At 38.4% G+C, this 23288-nt stretch carries 23 protein-coding genes and 1 riboswitch; of the genes, 8 read left to right on the top strand and 15 right to left on the bottom strand.

The window, feature by feature from the left end:
- Window positions 1-121 precede the first annotated feature (121 nt).
- From ND2E_RS03815 to ND2E_RS03800, 4 genes are all read left to right on the top strand, one after another.
- On the top strand, window positions 122-964 hold the full coding sequence (locus ND2E_RS03815) for an isopenicillin N synthase family dioxygenase (RefSeq protein ID WP_033095300.1): 843 nt from the start codon (window positions 122-124) through the stop codon (window positions 962-964).
- A 188-nt stretch (window positions 965-1152) separates the two neighbouring features.
- Window positions 1153-1878: a 5-oxoprolinase subunit PxpA gene (locus ND2E_RS03810; RefSeq protein ID WP_033095355.1), complete on the top strand. Its 726-nt coding sequence runs from the start codon at window positions 1153-1155 to the stop codon at window positions 1876-1878.
- Complete coding sequence (gene pxpB, locus ND2E_RS03805; protein ID WP_033095301.1) at window positions 1878-2612, top strand: 5-oxoprolinase subunit PxpB; 735 nt, start codon at window positions 1878-1880, stop codon at window positions 2610-2612. Before ND2E_RS03810 ends, pxpB begins: the two co-directional genes overlap by 1 nt.
- A 54-nt stretch (window positions 2613-2666) precedes the next feature.
- Window positions 2667-3665 (top strand): 5-oxoprolinase subunit C family protein, encoded by a 999-nt coding sequence (locus ND2E_RS03800; protein WP_052056901.1) that lies wholly within the window; start codon window positions 2667-2669, stop codon window positions 3663-3665.
- A gap of 53 nt (window positions 3666-3718) precedes the next feature.
- On the opposite strand, the gene uspE is transcribed toward ND2E_RS03800, so the two are convergent.
- Window positions 3719-4669 (bottom strand): universal stress protein UspE, encoded by a 951-nt coding sequence (gene uspE / locus ND2E_RS03795; protein ID WP_033095302.1) that lies wholly within the window; start codon window positions 4667-4669, stop codon window positions 3719-3721.
- Window positions 4670-4730: 61 nt separating this feature from the next.
- Here uspE and ND2E_RS23195 point away from each other — a divergent pair, with 61 nt between their 5' ends.
- Window positions 4731-5054 carry a hypothetical protein gene (locus ND2E_RS23195; protein WP_033095303.1) on the top strand — a complete coding sequence of 108 codons (324 nt, stop codon included), beginning with the start codon at window positions 4731-4733 and terminating at the stop codon, window positions 5052-5054.
- A 60-nt stretch (window positions 5055-5114) separates the two neighbouring features.
- On the opposite strand, the gene fnr is transcribed toward ND2E_RS23195, so the two are convergent.
- From fnr to ND2E_RS03745, 10 genes are all read right to left on the bottom strand, one after another.
- A complete protein-coding gene (fnr, locus tag ND2E_RS03790; RefSeq protein ID WP_033095304.1) occupies window positions 5115-5834 on the bottom strand; it encodes a fumarate/nitrate reduction transcriptional regulator Fnr in 720 nt (239 codons plus the stop codon).
- Between the two features lie 54 nt (window positions 5835-5888).
- Window positions 5889-6638 carry a sulfite exporter TauE/SafE family protein gene (locus ND2E_RS03785; protein ID WP_033095305.1) on the bottom strand — a complete coding sequence of 250 codons (750 nt, stop codon included), beginning with the start codon at window positions 6636-6638 and terminating at the stop codon, window positions 5889-5891.
- A complete protein-coding gene (ccoS, locus tag ND2E_RS03780; protein WP_033095306.1) occupies window positions 6635-6847 on the bottom strand; it encodes a cbb3-type cytochrome oxidase assembly protein CcoS in 213 nt (70 codons plus the stop codon). Before ccoS ends, ND2E_RS03785 begins: the two co-directional genes overlap by 4 nt.
- A 91-nt stretch (window positions 6848-6938) precedes the next feature.
- A complete protein-coding gene (locus ND2E_RS03775) occupies window positions 6939-9374 on the bottom strand; it encodes a heavy metal translocating P-type ATPase (RefSeq protein ID WP_033095307.1) in 2436 nt (811 codons plus the stop codon).
- A 72-nt stretch (window positions 9375-9446) separates the two neighbouring features.
- A complete protein-coding gene (locus tag ND2E_RS03770) occupies window positions 9447-9941 on the bottom strand; it encodes a FixH family protein (RefSeq protein ID WP_033095308.1) in 495 nt (164 codons plus the stop codon).
- A 216-nt stretch (window positions 9942-10157) separates the two neighbouring features.
- On the bottom strand, window positions 10158-11129 hold the full coding sequence (ccoP, locus tag ND2E_RS03765) for a cytochrome-c oxidase, cbb3-type subunit III (RefSeq protein WP_033095309.1): 972 nt from the start codon (window positions 11127-11129) through the stop codon (window positions 10158-10160).
- The gene (locus tag ND2E_RS03760; protein WP_033095310.1) at window positions 11122-11328 is read right to left on the bottom strand and encodes a cbb3-type cytochrome oxidase subunit 3; all 207 of its coding nucleotides are present in this window, start codon (window positions 11326-11328) and stop codon (window positions 11122-11124) included. The genes ccoP and ND2E_RS03760 overlap by 8 nt, the downstream gene beginning before the upstream one ends.
- Window positions 11329-11338: 10 nt before the next feature.
- Window positions 11339-11983 (bottom strand): cytochrome-c oxidase, cbb3-type subunit II, encoded by a 645-nt coding sequence (gene ccoO / locus ND2E_RS03755; protein WP_033095311.1) that lies wholly within the window; start codon window positions 11981-11983, stop codon window positions 11339-11341.
- Window positions 11984-11993: 10 nt separating this feature from the next.
- Window positions 11994-13418 (bottom strand): cytochrome-c oxidase, cbb3-type subunit I, encoded by a 1425-nt coding sequence (ccoN, locus tag ND2E_RS03750; protein WP_033095312.1) that lies wholly within the window; start codon window positions 13416-13418, stop codon window positions 11994-11996.
- A 432-nt stretch (window positions 13419-13850) separates the two neighbouring features.
- Window positions 13851-14636: a Crp/Fnr family transcriptional regulator gene (locus ND2E_RS03745; RefSeq protein WP_033095313.1), complete on the bottom strand. Its 786-nt coding sequence runs from the start codon at window positions 14634-14636 to the stop codon at window positions 13851-13853.
- A gap of 487 nt (window positions 14637-15123) precedes the next feature.
- Between ND2E_RS03745 and ND2E_RS03740 the strand changes: the two genes are divergently transcribed.
- Window positions 15124-15621, top strand: coding sequence for a hypothetical protein (locus tag ND2E_RS03740; protein WP_223303684.1), 498 nt, complete (start codon window positions 15124-15126; stop codon window positions 15619-15621).
- Between the two features lie 110 nt (window positions 15622-15731).
- Here ND2E_RS03740 and ND2E_RS03735 read toward each other — a convergent pair whose 3' ends face one another.
- Together ND2E_RS03735 and gloB are read right to left on the bottom strand one after the other, a co-directional pair.
- Entirely contained in the window at window positions 15732-17390 is a 1659-nt protein-coding gene (locus ND2E_RS03735; RefSeq protein WP_033095357.1) for a lytic transglycosylase, read from the bottom strand.
- A gap of 245 nt (window positions 17391-17635) precedes the next feature.
- The gene (gene gloB / locus ND2E_RS03730; RefSeq protein ID WP_033095315.1) at window positions 17636-18433 is read right to left on the bottom strand and encodes a hydroxyacylglutathione hydrolase; all 798 of its coding nucleotides are present in this window, start codon (window positions 18431-18433) and stop codon (window positions 17636-17638) included.
- A gap of 78 nt (window positions 18434-18511) precedes the next feature.
- On the opposite strand from gloB, the gene ND2E_RS03725 reads away from it, so the two are divergent.
- On the top strand, window positions 18512-19303 hold the full coding sequence (locus ND2E_RS03725) for a class I SAM-dependent methyltransferase (protein ID WP_033095316.1): 792 nt from the start codon (window positions 18512-18514) through the stop codon (window positions 19301-19303).
- Between the two features lie 43 nt (window positions 19304-19346).
- A complete protein-coding gene (locus tag ND2E_RS03720; protein ID WP_033095317.1) occupies window positions 19347-20105 on the top strand; it encodes a Nif3-like dinuclear metal center hexameric protein in 759 nt (252 codons plus the stop codon).
- Between the two features lie 72 nt (window positions 20106-20177).
- Here the strand turns inward: ND2E_RS03720 and ND2E_RS03715 are convergent, their stop codons facing one another.
- Window positions 20178-20942: an ElyC/SanA/YdcF family protein gene (locus tag ND2E_RS03715; RefSeq protein ID WP_033095318.1), complete on the bottom strand. Its 765-nt coding sequence runs from the start codon at window positions 20940-20942 to the stop codon at window positions 20178-20180.
- Window positions 20943-21048: 106 nt separating this feature from the next.
- The gene (locus tag ND2E_RS03710; protein WP_081962102.1) at window positions 21049-22659 is read right to left on the bottom strand and encodes a BCCT family transporter; all 1611 of its coding nucleotides are present in this window, start codon (window positions 22657-22659) and stop codon (window positions 21049-21051) included.
- Between the two features lie 355 nt (window positions 22660-23014).
- Window positions 23015-23226: riboswitch (Lysine riboswitch) on the top strand.
- Window positions 23227-23288 lie beyond the last annotated feature (62 nt).

The raw sequence follows: 23288 nt of genomic DNA on the forward strand, positions 1-23288 counted from the left end.
GACTATTTATCACAATTGAACCATTTGGTCAGGTTTTTTGCTTCGGACTGTTGAACATAACGAATAAAAGAGTAAAATCTTATCACTATGATTAATTATTGGTTTAAAGAGAAGATAAATTATGCAAGTACAAGTAGTCGATTACACAGAAGCTGGCGCAGCACAAAAGTTTGTAAAAAGTTTACGTGAAACGGGTTTTGGCGTGCTGATTAATCACCCAATAAAAAAAAGTTTAGTCGAATCTATATATAAAAACTGGCAAGCATTTTTTTTAAGCGAAGAAAAACACTCTTTTGCATTTGATCCTGAAAAGCAAGATGGCTACTTTTCTCCTGAGATTTCTGAAACAGCAAAAGGACATAGTAAAAAAGACATCAAAGAGTATTTTCATGTTTACCCTTGGGGGCGTATTCCTGCTCAGCTAGAAGCTGAAATACTTGAATATTATCGATTAACATCAGAGCTTGCTGCTGAATTACTTGATTGGGTTGAAGCTTATAGTCCTAAGGATGTTGCAGAAAATTATTCAGAAGCACTTTCTGATATGATTAAAGACACGCCAAATACTTTGTTACGAATATTGCACTATCCTCCGTTAAAGGGTGATGAAGAGGTCGGAGCTGTAAGAGCTGCAGCTCATGAAGATATCAATTTACTGACTATTTTACCAGCAGCTAATGAACCTGGTCTGCAAGTGCAACGTCAAAATGGAGAATGGATGGATGTTCCTTCTGATTTTGGTAATTTAATTATAAATATTGGTGATATGTTGCAAGAAGCATCCAATGGTTATTTTCCTTCAACCAGTCATCGAGTTATTAACCCAACAGGTAAGGGAAGCGACAAGTCGCGAATCTCGTTACCTTTATTTTTACATCCTCGCAGTGAAGTGGTGTTATCTGAAAAACATACTCAAGCTAGTTATTTACTAGAGCGGTTGCGTGAATTAGGCGTTAAAGTATAGCTTAGGTCCTTAACTTATTGTGGTAAGTCTAAGAACCGGCAAGGGTAAATTTGCCGGTTTTTTTATACCAAGATTAATCGGTATAAGTCCCTATTTTAACGACCAGTTTTGGGTATATAATCTCTTCTAATGAAATCTATGGTAGATTCACTAACAGCTGTGTAAACGTTTTATAGGCAAGGATAATGATGAAATTAAACTGCGATTTAGGTGAGAGTTTTGGCGCTTGGACTATGGGACTCGATAATGAAGTCATGCCTCAAATTGACCAAGCTAATATTGCCTGTGGTTTTCACGCAGGTGATCCTATTGAAATGCAAAAAACATTGGCCTTGGCCAAAGCATTTAAAGTTAGTGTCGGTGCGCACCCAAGTTACCCTGATTTGGTTGGTTTTGGTCGCCGCTCATTAGCCTGCTCGTCAAAAGAAATAATCGCATTAATTCATTATCAAGTAGCCGCATTAGATGGCATGGCTAGTGTTCAAGGGTTATCAATTGACTATGTTAAACCCCATGGTGCGCTGTATAACGACATGATGAGAGATCATGAGGTGTTCAAAGCTATATTAGCTGCACTTGCACAATACCCCAAAAAACTCGCGTTGATGCTGCAGGCAACAGCAGATATTGATGATTATATAAGTCAGGCAAATAAATTAGGAATCGATATTTATAGCGAAGCTTTTGCGGATCGCCGTTATGACGATGAAGGTCGTTTATTAGCACGCAGCCAACTGGGCGCAGTGTTAAATAAAGAAGATATGCTTAAGCAAGTTAAGCAATTATCAGAACAAGGCACTGTCACCACAGTCTCAGGTAAAGTGCTAAAGCTTAGTGTCGATAGTTTATGTGTTCACGGTGATAACATTGCTGGGGTACAGTCTATTTGCGATATTAGAGAGCTGCTAAATTAATGACAACGCAGATAAACGACTGTATTCGTCTTGAAATTGCCGGCGAGAGTTCCTTGATGCTTTACTTTTCAGATTATGAACGAGCATCGTCAGTAATTACGCCGAGCATCAGCAGTTTGGTACAACAAGCTGAACAGCTTATCCGTCTGCACTTCTCAGCTGAAATTATTGATTTGATTTCTTCTTATGCCTCCATATTAGTGGTCTTTGATTTATCTGTAATAGATCACCACCAATTGCGTAATCAACTACGAAGTGTTCTTAAGCAATGTGGTAGTGTCGGTATGAAGCAAGGTCGATTAGTAGAATTACCCGCATATTATTCGCTCGAATCAGGCATGGATTTAACCCGTATTGCCCACCATGCAAACTTAACGGTTGAGCAAGTTATCACTTTGCATCAAGCCCAAGAATATAGGGTGTATGCTATAGGTTTTGCACCAGGTTTTGCTTACTTAGGAGAAGTTGATGAACGCATAGCTATGGCAAGATTAACGACACCTCGACTCAAAGTACCTAAAGGTGCTATTGCGATTGCAGATAGACAAACTGCTGTATATCCCGCTCAATCTCCGGGTGGTTGGAATATCATCGGTTTATGTCCTATCGATATGTTTAATCCCCAAGCCGAGCCAACTATGCCTGTTGAAGTGGGAGACCGGGTGAAATTTGTTGCTATTGATAAAACTCAGTTTTTTGAGTTAGGTGGGGTATTACCCTGTGTTGAGTCATAAAATTCTAAAGTACATGGTTAGCGTTGTAGCTATTAATGTAAAGGTAATGACAGCATGAGTAAAATTATTAGCTGTGAGCAGGCCCAAAAAAAATCATTGCAGCAGCGAGGTTTTGTGGTTAGCGATCCAGGTATTTTGAGCCTTATTCAAGATGCTGGCCGTTTTGGTGCATTCAATTTAGGATTAACTAATGGTGGACCGGCAGATTCATTAGCATTTTATTGGGCTAATAGACTGTGCGGAAATGCAATAAATACAACAGCGATAGAAATTAATTTAGGTGGTTTGCAGCTCAAGGCTCAAACTGATTGTATTGTTGCAGTAACAGGTGCTCCTATGCCTTTGACTGTTAATGGACAAGCAAAGGCTTGTTGGCAAAGTCTTCTGATCAAAGCGGGGGATACTATCCATTTAGGCTTTACTGACGTTGGTGTTCGTAGTTATTTAGCTGTAGCAGGGGGCTTTGAGGTAAAACCCAGTTTTGGTAGTACAGCTACTGTTTGCAGAGAATCAGTCGGTGGTCTTAATGGCGGAAAACTCCTTAAGCACGATGTATTACCTTGCCAAGTGCTATCCAAAGCAGATAATAGCCAAAAACAATGGATGTTAGCCGAAAATGATCAACCACGGTATGTTAATGAAGTCATTTTACATACGGTCATCGGCTACCAACAAGCTCATTTTCCAGATATTGAAAAAAGATCATTTTTCTCAAGTGAATATCATATTAGCCAACATTGGGATCGTATGGGATACCGCTTACAAGGTCGCGCGATAAAGTCTGATGTTAATGGTATATTATCAGAAGGGATTTGTTATGGTGCGGTGCAGATACCAGCAGATGGCCAACCAATAGTATTACTGAATGATAGGCAAACTATTGGCGGCTATCCTAAAATTGGTGCGGTTATTTCACAAGATTGCGCGAAACTCTCACAATTACGTCAAGGTGATAAGGTGCATTTTGAGCCAATTTCAATGTCAGCAGCAGATAATATGTTTCATCTTAATTTAAGAAAACTGAAACAAACACAACTTATCAGCTATACCTAATTTCAGCTTTTTAGAGACAAAGATAAGTATAGTATTCTTAATCAAGCTAAATGCTATTCCACATCAAGTGGCGATATATATCCGTCAGGTTTTAACGCTAAGACATCACAATCTAATTGGTCAATAACATGTTCAGCCGTATTGCCAATCAGTGCTGCTGAAATTCCCGTACGCCCAATAGTACCTAAAATAACTAATTCAGCATCAATTTTTAAGGCGGCCTGTTCAATAACAGCTTCAGGTAAACCTTCTTCAACATAGGTATTGTTTAATGGGATATCAAAGCTATTGGCATGCTTATTCATTGCTTCCTTATGATGTGCTTGCATCGCGCTATTATACTCGCTAGCGTCAAATTCAGGGATTTCTATGGCGATATTGACTGGTGTTCCAGGGAAAGAATTTACTAAATGCACATTAGCGGTAATTAATTGCGCGATGTTTTTTGCTTGCTTGGTGATAGCTCCATTTAAAGAGATATGTTCAGCTTCATCACTTCCAACATTGACTGCAGCTAATATGTTGCCTTGTTGTGGCCATTCATGCTCTTTAACAAGCAATACTGGACAAGGACACTTTCTTAAAATGTGCCAATCAGTTGGCGTAAAGACGACTGACTTGAATTTGTCATGTTGGTGAGTGCCTTTGACTACTAGATCATAGTCGTGTTCTATGACTTGTTCAATAATGGCTTCGAAAGGACGATTATGCCAAACAACTTTGCTGGTAATCTTTATTGGACTATCCGTATCGGCAAGGATGTCATCTAGCCACTGCTGTTTCTCAGAAATCACCATTTGACGCATGGTATCGCGCTCACCACTAGACAAAATAGTGGTCATCTCATAAGAAAAATCAAAAATACTAAAAAAGGCCGTTATGTTTATTTGCTGATCTGGGTTCGCTGTACTAATTCTCGATGCGAGATCAATCGCTCTTTTAAGCGCTTTTTGTTCGTCTGTTGTTGGATCTATCACAACAAGGATATTTTGATACATGTCCATGGCAACCTCTAGCAAATATAAATAATAGCGTTAGCTTATTTATAGCAAAGTTGACAAATTAATGCTTGTTTTAAATCAAGTTTATTTTGCTAGAGGTCTATTATCTTTTACCGATAATAAACCTATAGCCGTTCCACTTGCAGATGCTCGTTTGAGTAATTCTGAGCGTTTCATACTCAAGGAGAAATTTTTTGTTCAGGGTATTCAGGAGAATAGGCGCCTGCATTCTCTAGTAAGCTACATCCTTGTAGCGTCCTTAAAAAGAAAGGTAACGCAAAGTATGATTTTCTCAGCCTTCGCCAAGGGCTGGTTTAGAAACGCTTTATGCGGCGTTATTGATTTCGACAATAGAATAACTATTCTTTTCAATCAATGTCTTGCCTAAAGGCGTTTCTAATTCCAACTGAATCCTGCATCTTCAAGTGATACGGGAGAAGGGAATGAACTAAAGGGCTGCTGTATCGCAAAGGCTATCGATATCAATTATCGAAATTAACTTGCCATCTACTTTGATCAAACCACTTTTATGGAAGCGATTTAATAAACGACTAATGGTTTCAACCGTTAAACCGATATAATTACCTATATCACTTCGAGTCATGGTTAAACGAAACTCTGTCGATGATAAACCTCGCGCATGATAACGTTCACTTAAGCTCACTAAGAAAGTGGCAACACGTTGCTCTGCATTTTTTCTATTAAGCAGTGTCAACATTTCCTGATCCGTTTTGATCTCATGACTCATTAAACGTAATACCTGCTTCTTTAGCTTAGGCATAGTATTAGATAATTCATCTAAATTTGAATAAGGAATTTCACATACCATTGAGGTTTCGAGAGCTTGGGCAAAACTAGGATGTTGACTTTCAGCTATAGCATCAAAGCCAAGTAAATCGCCGGCTAAATGAAATCCAGTGATTTGCTCTTCGCCTTGCTCATTTACGGTAAAGGTTTTAAATGTACCTGAACGAATAGCAAACAATGCTTGCATTTCTTGACCGTCATGAAAGATTTTATCGCCTTTATGGATAGGGCGCTTTCGGTCAATAATATCGTCAAGAGAATCAAGTTCTTTATCATTTAAAGAGAAAGGTAAACATAGCTCACTAATGCTACAGTTTTGACACTTTATATGCTGTATCGTAGGACAACTTTTATTTTGCATGATATTACTCTGTGACGTAGCGAATTAGGCTAACTTAAAGACAAGTATATGTTATTAGAACATTACTTGATATGCAACAATAAAACTGTAGATACCGTAGGTAATCAGAGAAATAGCCATAGTTTTCCGGAAAATCGTATTGACTAGTAGGTTTTTTATGCTACCAATTCCAAGGGACAAGGCTATTAAGGCAGGTAAAGTGCCTAAGCCGAAGCAAAACATAATTGCTGCCCCTGTTAAGCTACTCCCACTGGCTAGCGCCCAAGTTAACGTTGAATAAACTAACCCACACGGTAGCCATCCCCATAATGCACCTAAACCTAAGGCTTTTTTAGCCGTATCAACGGGAATAACATGTTTAGCCAAAGGAGATAAATAACGCCACAAACCTTTACCCAAAGACTCAATTTTAGTTAACCATAACAGCCACTGACCAATATATAAGCCTAATAGAATTACAAAAACGGCCGCAATTAGACGTAAACCAGCAATAGGTAATCCAATATTCTTCGCTGCGATAGAGCCGGTGAAACCGACAATAGCGCCAATAAAGCAATAACTAGCAATCCGTCCAAAATGATATAAAAAAATGAGGTTCAAACGAGAGGCTTGCGGAGAACAACTTGATTGTGCAGAGAGCACGTTAACAGAAATATCAGCTTGCTGGCTAGCAGCAACGGCCGGCTGAGTCGCTGGTTTATTAATGGCAGAAGTGAGTATGGTGGTGATGCCGCCACACATAGCTAAGCAATGTCCAGAGCCAAGTAAGCCGATAATAAACGCAGAAAATACATCTAGGCTCATTGGTTATCAGGGCTTTGATCTGAATTTTTTAGGACTTCCTTTTGATTATCTTTTAGGGTTTTATCCTGTGGTTTATCATCAAAAAGAATACTCATGCCTTGTTTTTCTAAGTCATCAAACTGTTCAGTCTTAACTGCCCAGAAAAAAAGATAAATGCCCAAAATAGTAAGTAATATTGCTATAGGGATTAAGATATAAATAATACTCATATTGTTCTCATGGCTATGTTTACTCGAGTGCTAAGGCTGCCTTTTGAGAAGGACCTCATTATCTAACTAATAATCTAGCTTACTGTTCATGCTACTTTTTAAGTAAGCGTAATGAATTGGTAATGACCAAAATAGAGCTGGCCGACATACCAATAACAGCCATATAGGGTGTTATATACCCAGCAACTGCTAGCGGCAATACAATAGCATTATAACCAAAAGCCCATAAATAATTTTGTAAAATTATTCTGCGAGTTTTGTGAGCTATCTTTATCAATGTTTCGATGCTACTCATTTTGTTATTTAACAAAATAACATCTGCGCCACTTTTAGTGATATCTGCGCCGCAACCCATGGCAATTGAAACATGAGCCGCGCCAAAGACAGGTGAATCGTTTACACCATCACCCGTCATTGCCACCTTATAGCCTTGCTTTTGCGCTTGTTTAATTTGCTCCATTTTATCTTGAGCGGTAAGTCCGCCAAGAACCGTGTTAATGGGTAATGCTTGAGAAATAATGTCACACGCAGTTTGACTATCACCGGATAACAATAACGTTTTATTACTCTTATTTAGCTGTGATAATGTATTGTGAGCATCATCTCTAATATTATCAATAAGGTAAAATGCGGCAATAACTTGTTTGTTGGCTACTAAAATACAACTCGCATCACTAAATGATTGTGCTTGGCTTTGATCAAAAGAGGTAGTCTTTGCTAACCAACTGTATTTACCAATGGCGTAATCGATATTATGCAAAGTACCTGTGACACCTTGGCCAGAGTGCACTTTAACATTTTCAGCAGTTAAGTTGTAATCTCGATATTCAGCAAATGGCTTAGCAATGGGATGCTCTGAATAAGTTTCTAATGCTGCAGCGATAGCAAGTATTTGTTCTTGGGTGTAATTTGATTCGCTGTAAACTAAATCAACCTTGTTAATGGTAAATTCACCTGTAGTTAAGGTGCCTGTTTTGTCAAAAGCAAAGCAGTTGATTTTTGGCATGGTCTCCATAACATGACCACTTTTGATCATTATACCCGCTCTGTTTAAGTGGGTCGTTGCACAGGTCAACGCAGTTGGTGTCGCTAATGAAAGAGCACAAGGGCAAGTCGCTACAAGCACGGAAAGGGTGATCCAAAATGCTTCTTCTGGTAGATGTTGTTGCCAATATATAGCGGTAGCTATTGAAGTTAATAGTATTAGAGCGACAAAATACTGGGCAATTTTATCAGATAATTTGGCTATTTTAGGTTTGTGCGCTTGGGCTTGTTCACTTAACCGAATGAGTTGGCTGAGAAATGATTGGTTTGTTGCTTGTTTAACTTGCACGGTGATATTACCGTCACCATTAATGGTACCAGCAAAGACATTATCATTGATTGTTTTACTAATGGGTAATTGCTCGCCAGACAGCATGGCTTCATTGAGCTGGCTTTGTCCTGAAATAATAATACCGTCAGCAGGGACAACTTCTCCAGGTTTGACTATAACGTGGTCACCTTGAATGAGTTGTTTAGCAGCAACCAATATCTCTTTCGACTGTGATAATTTGTTTATGCCACCGCCTGAAAGAATAACTTTAGTCGCCGTCATAGGCATTAATTTTAATAGGTTCGCAGAGACTTGTGAGGCATGTGAGCGAGCTCGAAATTCTAGGAACTTACCAATAAGCAATAAAAAGGTAAACATGGAAACTGATTCAAAGTATACCTCGCCTTGCTGAGTGATTGTTGCCCACGCACTGGCACTAAAGGCCAAAATAATAGCGATAGAGACGGGGACATCCATGGATAATCGTCTTGCTTTGATTGCTTTTAAAGCACCAGTATAAAAGGGAAAAGCACCATAGAAAATAATCGGAATTGCTAATACAAAACTAACCCAACGTAGATAAACTTTATTGTGCTCAGCCATTTCAGAAAAGGCGCCAAAATAGAGGCCAAACGCTATCATCATTATTTGCATCATTAAAATGCCACTGATACCCAGGCGTTTAATAAATGCTTTACTTTGTTTTTTATTTCTTAGTTCGGCTTCGTTGGCTTTAAAAGGTAGAGCTTGATAACCAATATGTTCAATAGCGTGTAAGATCTCGCTTAATTTTAGTGCACTATCTCGCCATTTTACTGTGGCTCTTTGGCTTGTCGCATTAACGTTTATCTTAACTAAACCCTCTAATTTATCTAGTTGCATTTCGATTAGCCAAGCACACGCCGCACAACTGATACCGTCAATGGTGAGTATGGCTTCTTTACAATCATTTTCTTGATAAATGAACTCAGATTGTAAGACAGCCTCATCAAGTAATTTATTTTTTTGTAATTGCTCAGGTACGAGAGATTGCCCCTTTTGAGCTGGCTCTGTTCTTACGTCATAATATTGAGTTAAGCCATTATCAACGATAGTTTGAGCTACTGCCTGACAACCAATACAACACATAGGCTGCTGAATCTGGCTGATTTCAACCGAGAGGTTAATGCCACGAGGAACGACTTCATTACAGTGAAAACATTTGCTAGTCATGGTTACTTTCTTAGGACTTGGAGTCACTATGGTGAACGGTTAACTCACCATAGTCATGAGGACGGTTTTAAGTTATTGAGCTTTTATTGGGTTTGGTACTAAATCAATAAAATCACTTTGTGGTAAACTAATGGTATCTTGTATCTTCCAGTGACCTTCAAAAGGGGACAAGGTTAGTTTCCATTTGCCACTTATTTCATGGTCAAATTGATGCCTGAAGTAGCCATTGCCATCTGGGGTTAGCGCTAGATAAAAATCTCTTTCTTCAAGGGTTGGGTGAATAAAATTGATATTGAGTAAAGGAAATATTTTTTCTATTCCCGTTGGTTTGATTATTAACTCATTGCCTTTTAATTGAAGAGCAAAGCGCATACCAAGCTTCTGCGCTGTTTTGACTTTACCTACTTCTAAGTTAATCGATTTTCCTTTTTTATAATAATCTCCAACGACTAATGTATCAGGGTTCGTGTTAGCAATTATATAAGTTGCAATACCAGCTACAACAGCAGTAAAAGGAAGAATAAAAACTAACCAAGCCCAAGGCTCACGGTACCAAGAAGATTTCATAAAAGTAGTTACATTAACAAGTGAATATGGAGCCAGATTATACCCTTATTATTAACTTGCAGCTAGTTTTGTACCGTTTAAAAGGCATAAAAAAACCCTTGATTACAAACTGTAACAAGGGTTTTTATCTTCAGGATGAACGGTAGCTCACGGTGCGATAGATAGCAAGGAGTGAGCAAGTACATTCAACACATATTGCAGTAGTGTTTTTGTTTATTAATCTTGAGAAAGACTATAAACGTAAGCACTGATCAAGTGAACTTTTTCTTCACCTAGAATATCTTTCCAAGGCGGCATAACACCAGCACGACCATTTCGGATAGACTCTTCAATTGCACGTTGTGAACCGCCATATAACCAAACATTATCTGTTAAGTTTGGCGCGCCCATAGGCATACCTAACGCTAAGCTACCTTGACCATCTGGACCATGACAACCCGCACAAAGTGCAAATTTAGCTTTACCCGCTTTCGCTAATTCAGGGTCAACAGAACGACCACTTAAACTAATAACATAAGCAGCAACTTCTTTAACACCTTGGTCGCCGCCTAATGCGCCTTCCCAAGCCATCATGCCAGAAGCAATACGACCATTCATAATCGATTCTTTGATTACTTCAGGTGTACCACCATATAACCAATCTTTATCAGTTAGGTTAGGGAAGCCGGTAGTACCATGTGCATCAGAACCATGACATTGTGCACAGTTTTGAATGAACAAACGTTGACCTACTTTTAATGCTTCGCCGTCAGTGGCTAAATCTTCAATGCTACGCGCTGCGTAAGCTTCAAAGATTGGACCAAATTTAGCATCAGCGGCAGCAACTTCACGGTCATATTGTACTAATACACCAGAGTCTTTCTGTAAACTCTCTAATGTTTTAGCTTTTGATTCCGCAAGGTTTAAAATACCTTGGTTTGAGCTTTTCCAGCCTAAAAAGCCAGTCCAGTTGCCTAAACCATAAAGTGCAATATAACCAAATGCCCAAATGATAGTTAGTAAGAAAAACGTGCTCCACCATTTAGGTAAAGGGTTGTTCAACTCTTCAATGCCGTCAAATGTATGACCCATTGATTCGCCTTCTTTAACGCCTGCAAAGTTCTTTAAGCACATACGTAGTAGTAAAAAACACCCTACTAACGAGCCAAGGGTAAGAACCCAAACCCATATATTCCAGAAGCTAGACATTATTATTCGTCTCCTGTTTGCTTTCTTTATCGTGATGGCGTTTATTATCTGTTGAGTCTACTTTGTCTTCTTCAAAAATAGAGTTTGCGACATCATCGAATGAGTCTTTACGCTTTTTTGAATAAGACCATACAACGATGATAATAAACAATGCCAATATAAGGAGGGCAAAAAACCCTCTGAGTGTTCCGTAATCCATGATGCTTAGCTTACTTCAATGCATGGCCAAGTGATTGCAAATAGGCAACCAAGGCACTCATTTCGGTTTTACCTTTTACAGCATCTTTAGCACCGTCAATTTCTGCTTGTGTATAAAGCGGAATTGCGTTGCCATTTTCATCTTTATGACTACGGTTACGGGTTAGGAAGTTAAATGTTTCTAGCTTCTTACCGATTAACTCACCATCAAGCGTATTGGTGTTTAACCAATTATACGCAGGCATATTTGACTCAGGAACCACTGAACGAGGGTCGGTTAAATGGGCAATATGCCAATCATCACTATAACGACCGCCAACACGTGCTAGATCTGGACCAGTACGTTTAGAACCCCATAAAAATGGATGTTCCCACACACTTTCACCAGCAACACTGTAATGACCGTAACGCTCTGTTTCTGCACGGAAAGGACGAATCATCTGACTATGACAGTTGCTACAACCTTCACGGATATAAATATCACGACCTTCCATTTGTAGAGCAGTGTAAGGTTTCAAGTTATCAACTGGTGTCGTTGTTTCTTTTTGGAAGAACAATGGCGTAATTTCTACCAAACCACCGATGCTGATTGCAAAGACAGTAAATAGGAAGAACAAGCCAACGTTCTTTTCAACTTTTTCATGTGAATTTTTCATATGGCTCTCCTTAAGCTACTTCAAGAGGCTTAAGACTTCCGTCTTTAGCACCAATTGTTTTAAACATGTTGTAAGCCATTAATAAGAAACCAGTTACCACTAATACACCACCTAAGAAACGGATGAAGTAGAATGGATAAGAAGCGGTTAAACTCTCAACAAAGCTATATGTTAATGTACCGTCACTATTAACCGCACGCCACATTAACCCTTGCATTACACCTGAAATCCACATGGCTACGATATAAAGTACGATACCGGCTGTGTGTACCCAGAAGTGAATGTTAATTAGCTTGATGCTGTACATACGACCTTGGTTAAATAAGATTGGAATTAAGTGGTACATTGCACCAATTGAAACCATAGCTACCCAGCCTAGCGCACCAGAATGTACGTGACCAACAGTCCAGTCAGTATAATGAGATAGGGCATTAACTGATTTTATTGCCATCATAGGACCTTCAAAGGTAGACATACCGTAGAAAGATAATGAAACAATTAAGAAACGTAAAATAGGGTCACTGCGAAGTTTATGCCAAGCACCAGAAAGCGTCATGATACCGTTGATCATACCACCCCATGAAGGAAGGAATAATACGATAGACATTACCATACCAACTGACTGAGCCCAATCAGGAAGAGCAGTATAATGTAAGTGATGAGGACCAGCCCAAATGTATAAAGAAACTAATGCCCAAAAATGCACAATAGATAAACGGTAAGAATAAACAGGCCGTTCTGCTTGTTTTGGTACGAAATAATACATCATACCTAGGAAACCTGCAGTTAATAAGAAACCAACGGCATTATGACCATACCACCACTGCATCATGGCATCAATGGCGCCTGAATAGAGTGAATATGATTTCATTGCTGAAACAGGTATAACCATTGAGTTACCGATATGTAACACAGCAACAGTCACGATAAAACCACCAAAGAACCAGTTAGCTACGTAAATGTGCGAAGTTTTACGTTTAACTAGGGTACCAAAGAAGACGATGGCATACGAAACCCAAACAACAGCAATAAGAATGTCAATTGGCCATTCTAGTTCTGCGTATTCTTTGGTAGAGGTATAACCTAAAGGTAAAGAGATTGCCGCTGCTACGATAACAGCTTGCCAGCCCCAAAAAGTGAAAGATGCTAACTTACCGCCAAATAGTCGCGTTTGACAGGTACGTTGCACAACGTAATAAGACGTGGCAAATAAAGCACTTGTACCAAAGGCAAAAATTACAGCATTAGTATGAAGTGGACGAAGACGGGAGTAGGTTAACCAAGGTGTATCAAAGTTTAACGCAGGCCAAATTAATTGTGCCGCGATAAGTACACCTACTAGTGTACCCACGATTCCCCAGATTACAGTCATTACAGTAAACTGACGTACAACATCGAAGTTGTAGTCTACTGCTGACGTATTACTTGTGGTCATGTTAAGGATTCCGCAGTGTTATTATTAATCAGAAAGTATTTCTTGCTGTAATACCTAAACATGAAAAGCCTTAGATATAGGACACAATTCATACTAACTCTGTGTGTTTGCTCTATGAGCTGTGAGATATGTCACATCCGTGTAAGCAAATGTGTCTAAATCGCAGCAATTTTACCCCTTGGCAAGGATATAAATCAACAACTATGCGCGTTTAAATTTGATGTAGATCAATAAAAGAGAATTGCCCTTAAATTGCTTGTGGATATTAATTGAACAATAAAAAGATAAAAGCAACTCAATGAGTTAGCAAAGATTTATCAAATTTTAATTTTTGCCTGAGGATAAATATTAGCAGACCTAGGAGGCATCTCGCTTAGCGGCTTTTTGAGGCAATTATTTCGTTGTGCTTTTAAACCCTTTACAAGCAATTTATCATTGGTTTGCAAGCTGTTTTAACTGATTTACTGATAATAAGGTTATTTGCTTTCCATCAAAGCTAATTAACTGTTCATGTTGGAATTTTGATAAAAGTCGGCTTAAAGTTTCACGACGCATACCCAAAAAACAGGCAATATCCTGACGACTAATTGTCAACTCAAATGCTAATTCATTACCTGAATGTTTAGCATTGCGCTGGCAAATATTTAGTAAAAAAGCTGCCAGTAAACAATCAGCAGAATTCTTACCGGTAATTGCTTGCACATTGCGTTGTTGCTCATAGCTTTGTTTAGTTAGCAACTGAATTAAATTTTGTTGCAATTCGGGTGCTAATTGCGAGCAAGCGGAAAGGGGGTCTACAACAACCTCGCAAACTGAGTTCTCACCTAAGGCAATTGCGCTGTAGTTATAAGTTTCTAAAAATAATGCGTCTTCACCCATTAATTCACCAGGAAACCTAAAGCCAACAATTTTTTCATTACCTGACTCATTAGTTTGACATAATTTGAAGGTTCCTGAACATACTGCAAATATTGCGGTTAGCGGACTGGCTTGTGCAAATAATGTCGTATCGGTTGACGGGGTCAATGACTGGGATGAACTTTGCTCATTCGTCACTTCGACGCGCCTAGTTAGGTAGTTAGTCGTTAAATCAATAGCCTGATTATTTGAGCCAATTGGTTGGCAAATGGCTTGCATTGAACAATTGTCACAATCAACATAGCGTGGAGGCTTTTGTTGAGTAGGATTTTTTTTGGTCGATTTATTTGATGAGGTCATTTATTTTCAACGAGTATTACATGCCAATTAAACTTAAATAAGGACTTTTTTAAGGGGTATAAACTTTCAATAACAAGACGGTTGATTGGTAGCAATTAACCAATACTTAAGGTAGCTAGTTTACTGGCGTTAGCGGATAATAACAACTTTATAGCAAGTTGCTTAAGTTATTTCCAACTCAGCGAGAAATAATAGCCTTAAAGGTATGACATTGATTGAAGAGAATGGTTATTCAGGAGAATATGCTCCGGCATTCTCTAATAAGCTGCATCTATACAGTGTCCTTTTCAAAATCAATAACGTAACATATAAGCCTTTATTTTTATTAGGTACTCGCCCTTTGGGAGTTCATTAGCAAACAGATAACAGCGTAAAATTAGTTGAATATAGATTAACTAAGTTTAACAAATTTTTCTTGTTCTAAGCTCACTAATGTAGCTCTGAGTTGGGAATAAAATAGGTATTACAACAAAAGGTAGATTTTTCAGTGTGTCAAAATCTTTTTCAAATTATGTTAAAAAAGCTCAGCGTCATCGGGTTCTTATTTCTTATTAGCGCCTGTAAACCGGTAAGTGAGCAAGCATCTTCCCAGAGTGCCACTGCCTTAGTTGCCCAGTGTATTACCAGTCAGAGCCAATGTGAAATAAACACGGAGCTTGGTGATTTTAGTGTGAAATTTTCTCAACATCAATTAACAGATAAAGTTAAAACTGAGTTACCCTTCTTTATAGAGTTAACACAAACCGCTCAGCAAAATACGACGCAAAGTATTACAAACGCTACTGCTTACCTTGAAGGTAGGGATATGTTTATGGGTAAAGTACCAGTCTTTTTTGAACAAATGGGTGAGGGAAAAGCTTATTTAGCCCAAAGCTTATTGGCTAACTGTAGTGAAGAGCAAATGGTATGGCGCTTGTGGATAACAGTGGAGTTGAAAGAGAAAACGAAAACATTTTTTGTCGATTTTACTAGTCAGCGTTTATAACCTTTATTTTATTTGCCAGATAAGAGGACAATAAAAAAGCGAGCTTTAAAACTCGCTTTTTTAAATGATTAAATTTTCCTTATCAAGTTAGATAAAGGTTATGTGTAAATCTAAATATTATTAGTGACATCAACAGATAGTTTTAATCGTTGTCCCGGCTGCAAGTATTTATTTCTATCAAGATTATTCCAGCGTTCTATATCACTAATGCTAACATTAAACTTATCGGCGATACGGGCAAATGAATCGCCGCGGCGAACTTTATAGGTAATATTTCGCATTATTGCATTTTCGACATTATTACCTGTTTTACTGTTCGCATAATTCGACTTATTTGTTTTCGAGCTACCTTTTTGCCAAATCACCAACTTTTGACCGAGCTTTAAAGTATCTCTTGGAGCAAAACCGTTCCAGTTAGCAATACTCTTGCTATTCACGCCATATTTACGACCAATGTCCCATAAATTATCACCTGACTTTACGGTATGAACGAGTTTTAGACCTTTTTGAGGGCGGTTTTGTTTTTTAGCAATACGCTGTTCTTGTGAAAAAACATAGCTATCTAATGATTTAGCAGCAACAGGAATAAGTAAGTGCTTTCCTGCTCGAATTTGATTACCTTTAATATTATTTACTTGCTGTATTAAATCGATGCGAGTATTAAATTTCTTGGCAATAACCCCTAAGTTATCACCGTTTTTAATTTTATAGCGTTGCCAAGCCAGTCGATCTTTTTTACTGAGCTTATTCAGACCCAGTTCAAATTTTTCTACAGTGTGAGAAGGTAACAATAAACGATGCGGACCATCAGGATCCGTAGCCCATCGATTAAAACCTGGATTTAATCCTTGCAACTCAGCTAATGACAAACCTGCTAATGTCGCTGCTTTCGCTAAATCGAGCTGTGATTTAATGTTTACTTGGCTCAAAACACTTTTATTGTCGATCGAATAAAGTGATAGCTTAAAGTCTGTAGGTCGCTTTACAATATCAGCCAATGCTAATAGTTTGGGCACATAAGCGCGTGTTTCTTTAGGTAAATCAAGCGACCAAAAATCGGTCGATTTGCCTAAGCGTTTATTCTTTCTTACTGCATTTCTCACACGACCTTCGCCTGAATTATATGCCGCGAGGGCGAGCATCCAATCACCATCGAAAAATTTATGCAGGTATTTTAAATATTTGATGGCACCTTCGGTTGAAGCAACGACATCACGTCTGCCGTCGTACCACCAGTTTTGTTTCATACCAAAGCGCTCACCTGTACCAGGCACAAATTGCCACATGCCTGAAGCACGACCATGTGAATAAGCGAAGGGATCAAAAGCACTTTCTACAATTGGTAAGAAGGCGAGTTCGATGGGCATGTCATTCTTTTCTAACTCTTCAACAATATAATAAAGAAAGGGCTCAGCTCGTTTGGCGACACGGTTAAGATAACTTGGATGTTTTACATACCAATTTCTCTGAGCAATAAGACGTTTTTGATTCGGAATGTCGAAAGTTAATTGGCTACGAATACGCGGCCAAATATTATTTTCATTAATGGCTTTCTGATCTTTTAAGGTATTATTTAAAGAAAAATCAACATCAGCAACAGGATGAATAACATCGATGCTTTCATCAGCTAACAGTGCTTGATTAATTTCAACGGGATGAGCAGTATCTACTTGCGACTCTGCATTGTTGGTAACAGTATTACCATCACTTTGGGATAGGCTTTGACAGCCAGCTAAAAGAACTACAACGGGTAATAATAAATACTTCATGAATAACCAGTTAACATCAGCGGGAATTAAAATAATAGGCAAGATTAGCATGTTTAACGCCAATCAGACTAATTAATTGGCAACTTAGCTCTAATTCCTGACTTTTATAGCAGCTACTCTCAAAAGAGAGTTATGGCTCAAGTAAAGTAACCAAAGTAAATTTCACTGGTTTTATAATAAGGTAAGGCCATTTACTGCCACTATGCTAAGTCAAGAATCGTCATTTATGCCCATACAATGGGGATTTAAAAATTATCTTTCCAAGTTCTAATTGCGGCAAAAACATCACTATCATTACGTTGGTTTTGATTACTGTAGGCTTGTGCCGCAAGTTTAATCGAATGTTTATGGCAACGAAGGAAAGGGTTTATTTGTAGCTCAAGTGCGATATTGCTTGGAATAGTTGCATGACTATGTTGACGCTTTACCTTAACTTGTTCTGCATAATTATGCAGGTCAATATTATTTGGCTCTACTGCTAAAGCAAAAGCCAAATTTGCTTGGGTATACTCATGAGCACAATAAATAAGCGTATCAGTTGCTAAATTCGCGAGCTTAGTTAGTGAGTGATGCATTTGCTGAGCAGTTCCTTCGAACAAGCGGCCACAGCCACCTGAAAATAAGGTATCGCCACAAAAAACTTTATTGTCGTCATAATAGGCAATATGACCCTTAGTGTGACCAGGTAAGTCGAGTACATCAAATTGGCAATTAAGTTCAGGTATACTCACCTTATCATTTTCTTGTAGGGTAATATCGAGTTGAGCGATATTTTCAGTAGCAGGGCCATACACTGTGACAGACCAAGCTTTCTCTTTGGCATATTCAAGTAGCTTTGCAATACCGCCAACATGATCGCTGTGGTGGTGAGTGATCAAAATAGCAGATAAAATTAAGTTATTAGTTTGCATGTAGTCTATGCACACAAAGGCGTCACCCGGATCTACAAGTGCAATGTTAGTATTGTTTTCGCTAGATATTGCCCAAATATAATTATCATTAAACGCTTTAATTGCAGTAACAGTTTGCTGTGAGTTAGTCATTTGAGATTTTACCTGTAGTTCGTTATATACTTGAATAAGAATATACTTAACACCATTATACGCTTAAAAGAAGACTCTATGAAACCTGCGTTAGCTTTTCGACAACCTCATTACCCTAGCTCGTGGCAAGCACTACCTAACGGGGAGGTAATTAAAAAAGCAATAGAGCAAGAGCTCGCGCCTTGGTGGCAAAAATTCTTTGGTTATCATTTGATTAAGCTTGGTGCATTAAGTAGTGAAATAGAAATACCTGACTGCACTATTAATCATCAAGTAAGTATCAGTCACAAAAACAGTGTTTCAAACGTAGTTGGAGATATTGATGATCTACCTTTGCAAGAGCATAGTGTTGATGTTTGTTTATTAAGCCATGCGTTAGAATTCTCTCTTGACCCCCATCACGTAGTCCGTGAAGCTAATAGAGTCTTGATTCCCAATGGTTACTTAGTCTTGACAGGCTTTAATCCGCTCAGCTTTGCGGGGCTAAATCGACTATTGCCCTATAGACGGAGTAAAACACCTTGGAATGAACATTTTTTCTCGCCGATGCGAATAAAAGATTGGCTACATTTAATGGGATTTGAAATTTTAGCCGACCAGCGATGTTTACATAGTAGTTTAGCAGGAAAGGTTAGCACTAACAGTTTAGAACAAAGTTGGCACAAGTTAGCGAAAAACTACTTACCTGCCTTAGGATCTGTTTATGTCATCGTTGCAAAAAAGAGAGTTTTACCTTTAACACCAATAAAACCCAAATGGCAGATCCGCTCAGGATTTAGACCAGTAAAAGTACCCAGCTTAAGTACTCCGAGAGAGTTAGCTGATAATAAAAAAACAATCAGAAGAAATAATACCCCTCAAAGGCGATAGCTTCTGTAATCTTAATTTTTCCTTTATAAAAAGTAACCTAACTATGCAAAGTAATGAACTAGAGTGTTATTTAACTGACTTGTTAAAACCGCAGCAAATTAAAGACTTCACTCCTAATGGTCTGCAAATTCAAGGCAATAACAATATTAATAAAGTGATCACTGGTGTTACTGCTTCTAAAGCGCTCATTAATAGAGCTATTGCTGAGCAAGCAGACGCTATACTCGTACATCATGGTTACTTTTGGAAAAATGAGTCCTATATCATTCGAGGTATGAAACATGATCGGATCAAGGCACTCTTACTCAATGACATTAATTTATTTGCCTATCATTTACCCTTAGATATTCATCCAACGCTGGGGAATAATGTTCAATTCGCGAAGTTATTTAATATTCAAAATGTTGAGCCACTAGAAGTTGGTAATGCATTAAGTGTCGCCCTGCAAGGACGTTTTGAAAAACCATGTAGCCCTGAAGAATTTACCCAATTAATTAATGCTACACTTGAGCGAGAATGTTTACATATCCCAGCACCGAGCAATAAGCCAATAACAACTATTGCCTGGTGCTCTGGCGGTGGGCAAGGTTATATAGAGCTTGCAGCAGAGCAGGGCATCGATGCCTTTTTAACGGGAGAAGTCTCAGAGCAAACAACCCATATAGCGCATGAAATGGATATACATTTTTTTGCCGCTGGCCATCATGCGACTGAGCGTTATGGGGTAAAAGCCTTAGGGGAACATTTAGCTGAAAAATATGGATTAGAAGTCATTTTTGTTGATATTGACAATCCAGTGTAAAGTTAAAAATTATGGCAGAGCTAGGTTCTGCCCTTAATCGTGTTAATTGTCCTAAAGCGCCCAAGGGATAAATCAGCTAAATAGCGATTTAAACCACTGAACAACAAGTCCTAGACTTTCATACCAGGCAATCGTGCTTTGCTCTAACTTCTTGCTATTTGGCATGTAATGAGCCCAGTTTTTGTGACTGTCTGGATTCTTTACCCAATAGCCGGTTGGAGCGGCAATGGGAAATATTCCTTCTGCTTGAAAGTAGTTGATTGAGCGCGGCATATGGTCAGCATTTGTCACAAGAATCACTTGAGTTCCTTGTACTCTTGGCGCAATGAGTTGCGCTTCTTCTTCAGTATCCTTTGGAAAATTCTCTGTGATTATTTTTTGCGCTGGAATACCTAAAAGCACTAATGATTGTTTGACCGTTTCCGCATTTGTTATTGGGTTACTTCCGCCATAACCTGAGGTGATTATTCTGGCCTCAGGATGAAGTTGATAAATACGCACTGCTTCAACCATGCGCTGTAAAGAACATGTCTTTAATTGACTTGTTACTGGCAACTCAGGATTGCTATTATGGCCACATCCTAATACCACAATGTAATCGATAGAGAGGTTTTTTTTAACATACGGCGGGAAATCATTTTCAAGGGCAGTCATAACCGTATCAGAAAAAGGGGCAAAGGAGCTAACAAGCAAAATGATGAGTGCTGCAGATAAACTCTTAATGCTATTTTTGGGTTTTTTACGATGAACAACAAGGGCAAATATAAGTAATATCAACACAATATTGATGGGCATGATCAGTACTGTAATGATCTTTTTAAGAAGAAATAAATCCATATGATTCAGCTAAGTCACCTAGGGCATTGATATTTATTTACTATATCAAGTATTACCCTAAGCTGCTTAGCTATATTAAATTTTATTAGTAGAAAACTGGGTTTTGTTATCTGAGTTTACTATATTCTCTTTTTAATCCTAGGAACAAACCAAAACACATTATAATTAACAGTATGGTAAAAGGTAGACCTACCGTAATCGCTGCTGCCTGTAAGGCTCCTAGCGCATCTTTGCCTCCACCAAATAACAAAGCAGCGGCAATAACTCCTTCCATTGAAGCCCAGAAAACTCTTTGCGGCATTGGTACATCTAATTTTCCACCAGCAGTAATACTGTCTATAACTAAAGAGCCAGAGTCTGATGAAGTAATAAAAAACACCAAGACTAATACAACAGCCAAGAAAGAAGTAACATTGCTTAAAGGTAGGTTTTCTAACATTTGAAACAGTGCTAAAGAGCTATCACCTATGCCATTAGCTAGTTGGCCTATGCCATTTTGTACTTGGTCAAGTCCCATGCCACCGAAAGTTGCCATCCATATTGATGTCAGTAAAGTAGGAACAAATAAGACAGCTAAGATAAACTCACGGACAGTCCTACCACGCGAAATTCTCGCGATGAACATGCCAACAAAAGGTGACCAAGAAACCCACCAAGCCCAATAAAAAACAGTCCAGCCATGGTAAAATGTTTCGTCATCACGACCAATCCAGTTGCTTAACGGTATGATGTTTTCGACATAAGAAAGCAGGGTAATGCCAACACCATTAATTATCACCAACGTTGAGCCAGTAATGATCACAAATAGCATTAACACTAAGGCAAGTGACATATTAATATTACTTAATAGCTTAACTCCGCCATCTAAACCTCGGGTAACTGAAAATATAGCGACAACCGTAACACCAAAAATAATAGCGATTTGAGTGTTTATGGTATTAGGTACGTCAAATAAAAAGTTTAAACCGCCAGCAGCTTGCTGTGCGCCAAAGCCTAAAGAGGTTGCTAAACCAAATATGGTCGCTAATACTGCAGTAATATCAATAATATTACCTGGCCAGCCCCAAACACGCTCCCCTAATAAAGGATAAAAAGAAGAACGAATCGTCAGTGGCATGTTGCAGTTAAAAGTGAAAAAAGCTAAAGATAAACCGACTACTGCATAAATAGCCCACGGGTGTAAACCCCAATGAAACATAGTTGCGGCCATCGCCATTTTTGCTGCCTCTGGAGTCCCTTCAAGGGTATTTAGCGGGGTACCATACCAATTAGTGAAATAACCTACAGGCTCGGCGACACTCCAAAACATTAGGCCTATGCCCATGCCGGCAGAAAACAGCATAGAAAACCAAGATAACTTACTAAACTCTGTTTGTGCTTGGGTACCACCCAGTCGAATTTTTCCCAGCGGTGAAACAACTAAAGCTAAACAAAAAAGTACAAAAAGATTACCACTGACAATAAATAACCAGTCAAAGTTATTGATTGACCAGCTTTTTGTCGCATCGAAAGATTGCTTAGCTAATTCAGGAAATATTAAGGTTAATAGAACGAAGATTACAATTAGTGTGGATGAAAAAAAGAACACAGGATTATGTAAATCCATGCCCATTATTTCTACGTTATTTTCACCAACTATGTGATCAGAACGATAAACGGAATTTTCAACAATAAGCTCCTCATCTGTATTTTCTTTATCTTCTTTACTATTGCTCATCGTTGCTTCCTGTATCTAATTTTGAATAAAACGGATTTGTATACACATTATCATTGTATAGTGTTTACTGAAAAAGTTCCCCTTTTGCAGAATTTAATTAGTAAATAAACCAATAACCTAAGCGAGTGAAATATAGTCAGAGCAATTATTTATATCTTTAATAAGTATACATATAGCACACCTTTTAGCATTTCGCCGTTAACAAAGCCGTAATAGACTATCTAAAAATATTCACAATAAATGAATAATAATCACTAAAACTTATAAAAACTGACTAATAGCCTGTTGCATTATTAGCTTAAATCGGGTCTAATGATTTCGCATTGTGGTTTAGGGTGAATACTCTAAAAAATAATGTACCAGAAGAGGTGCGAAACTTAGGTAGAAAACGAGAGGAACCACATTCCAAATACCGTTTTTGAGGGAAGTTATCGCCGAGAGTATTTAAAGGTGGATTTAAATACTCGGTCACTGAGGTTGAATCCTTATGGCTGTCACCTGACGTATTTGTTAACAATTATCTAATTCTATTAGGTATCAAACAAAAGGTGGAGAGCTTCTGGCTGAAAAAGTTTCGTTTTTTTTGCTGTTTAATTATACAACCCGTTAAACGTGCAAAATACATCACT

Source organism: Colwellia psychrerythraea (assembly GCF_000764225.1).
GTDB classification, from domain to species: Bacteria; Pseudomonadota; Gammaproteobacteria; order Enterobacterales; family Alteromonadaceae; genus Colwellia; species Colwellia psychrerythraea_D.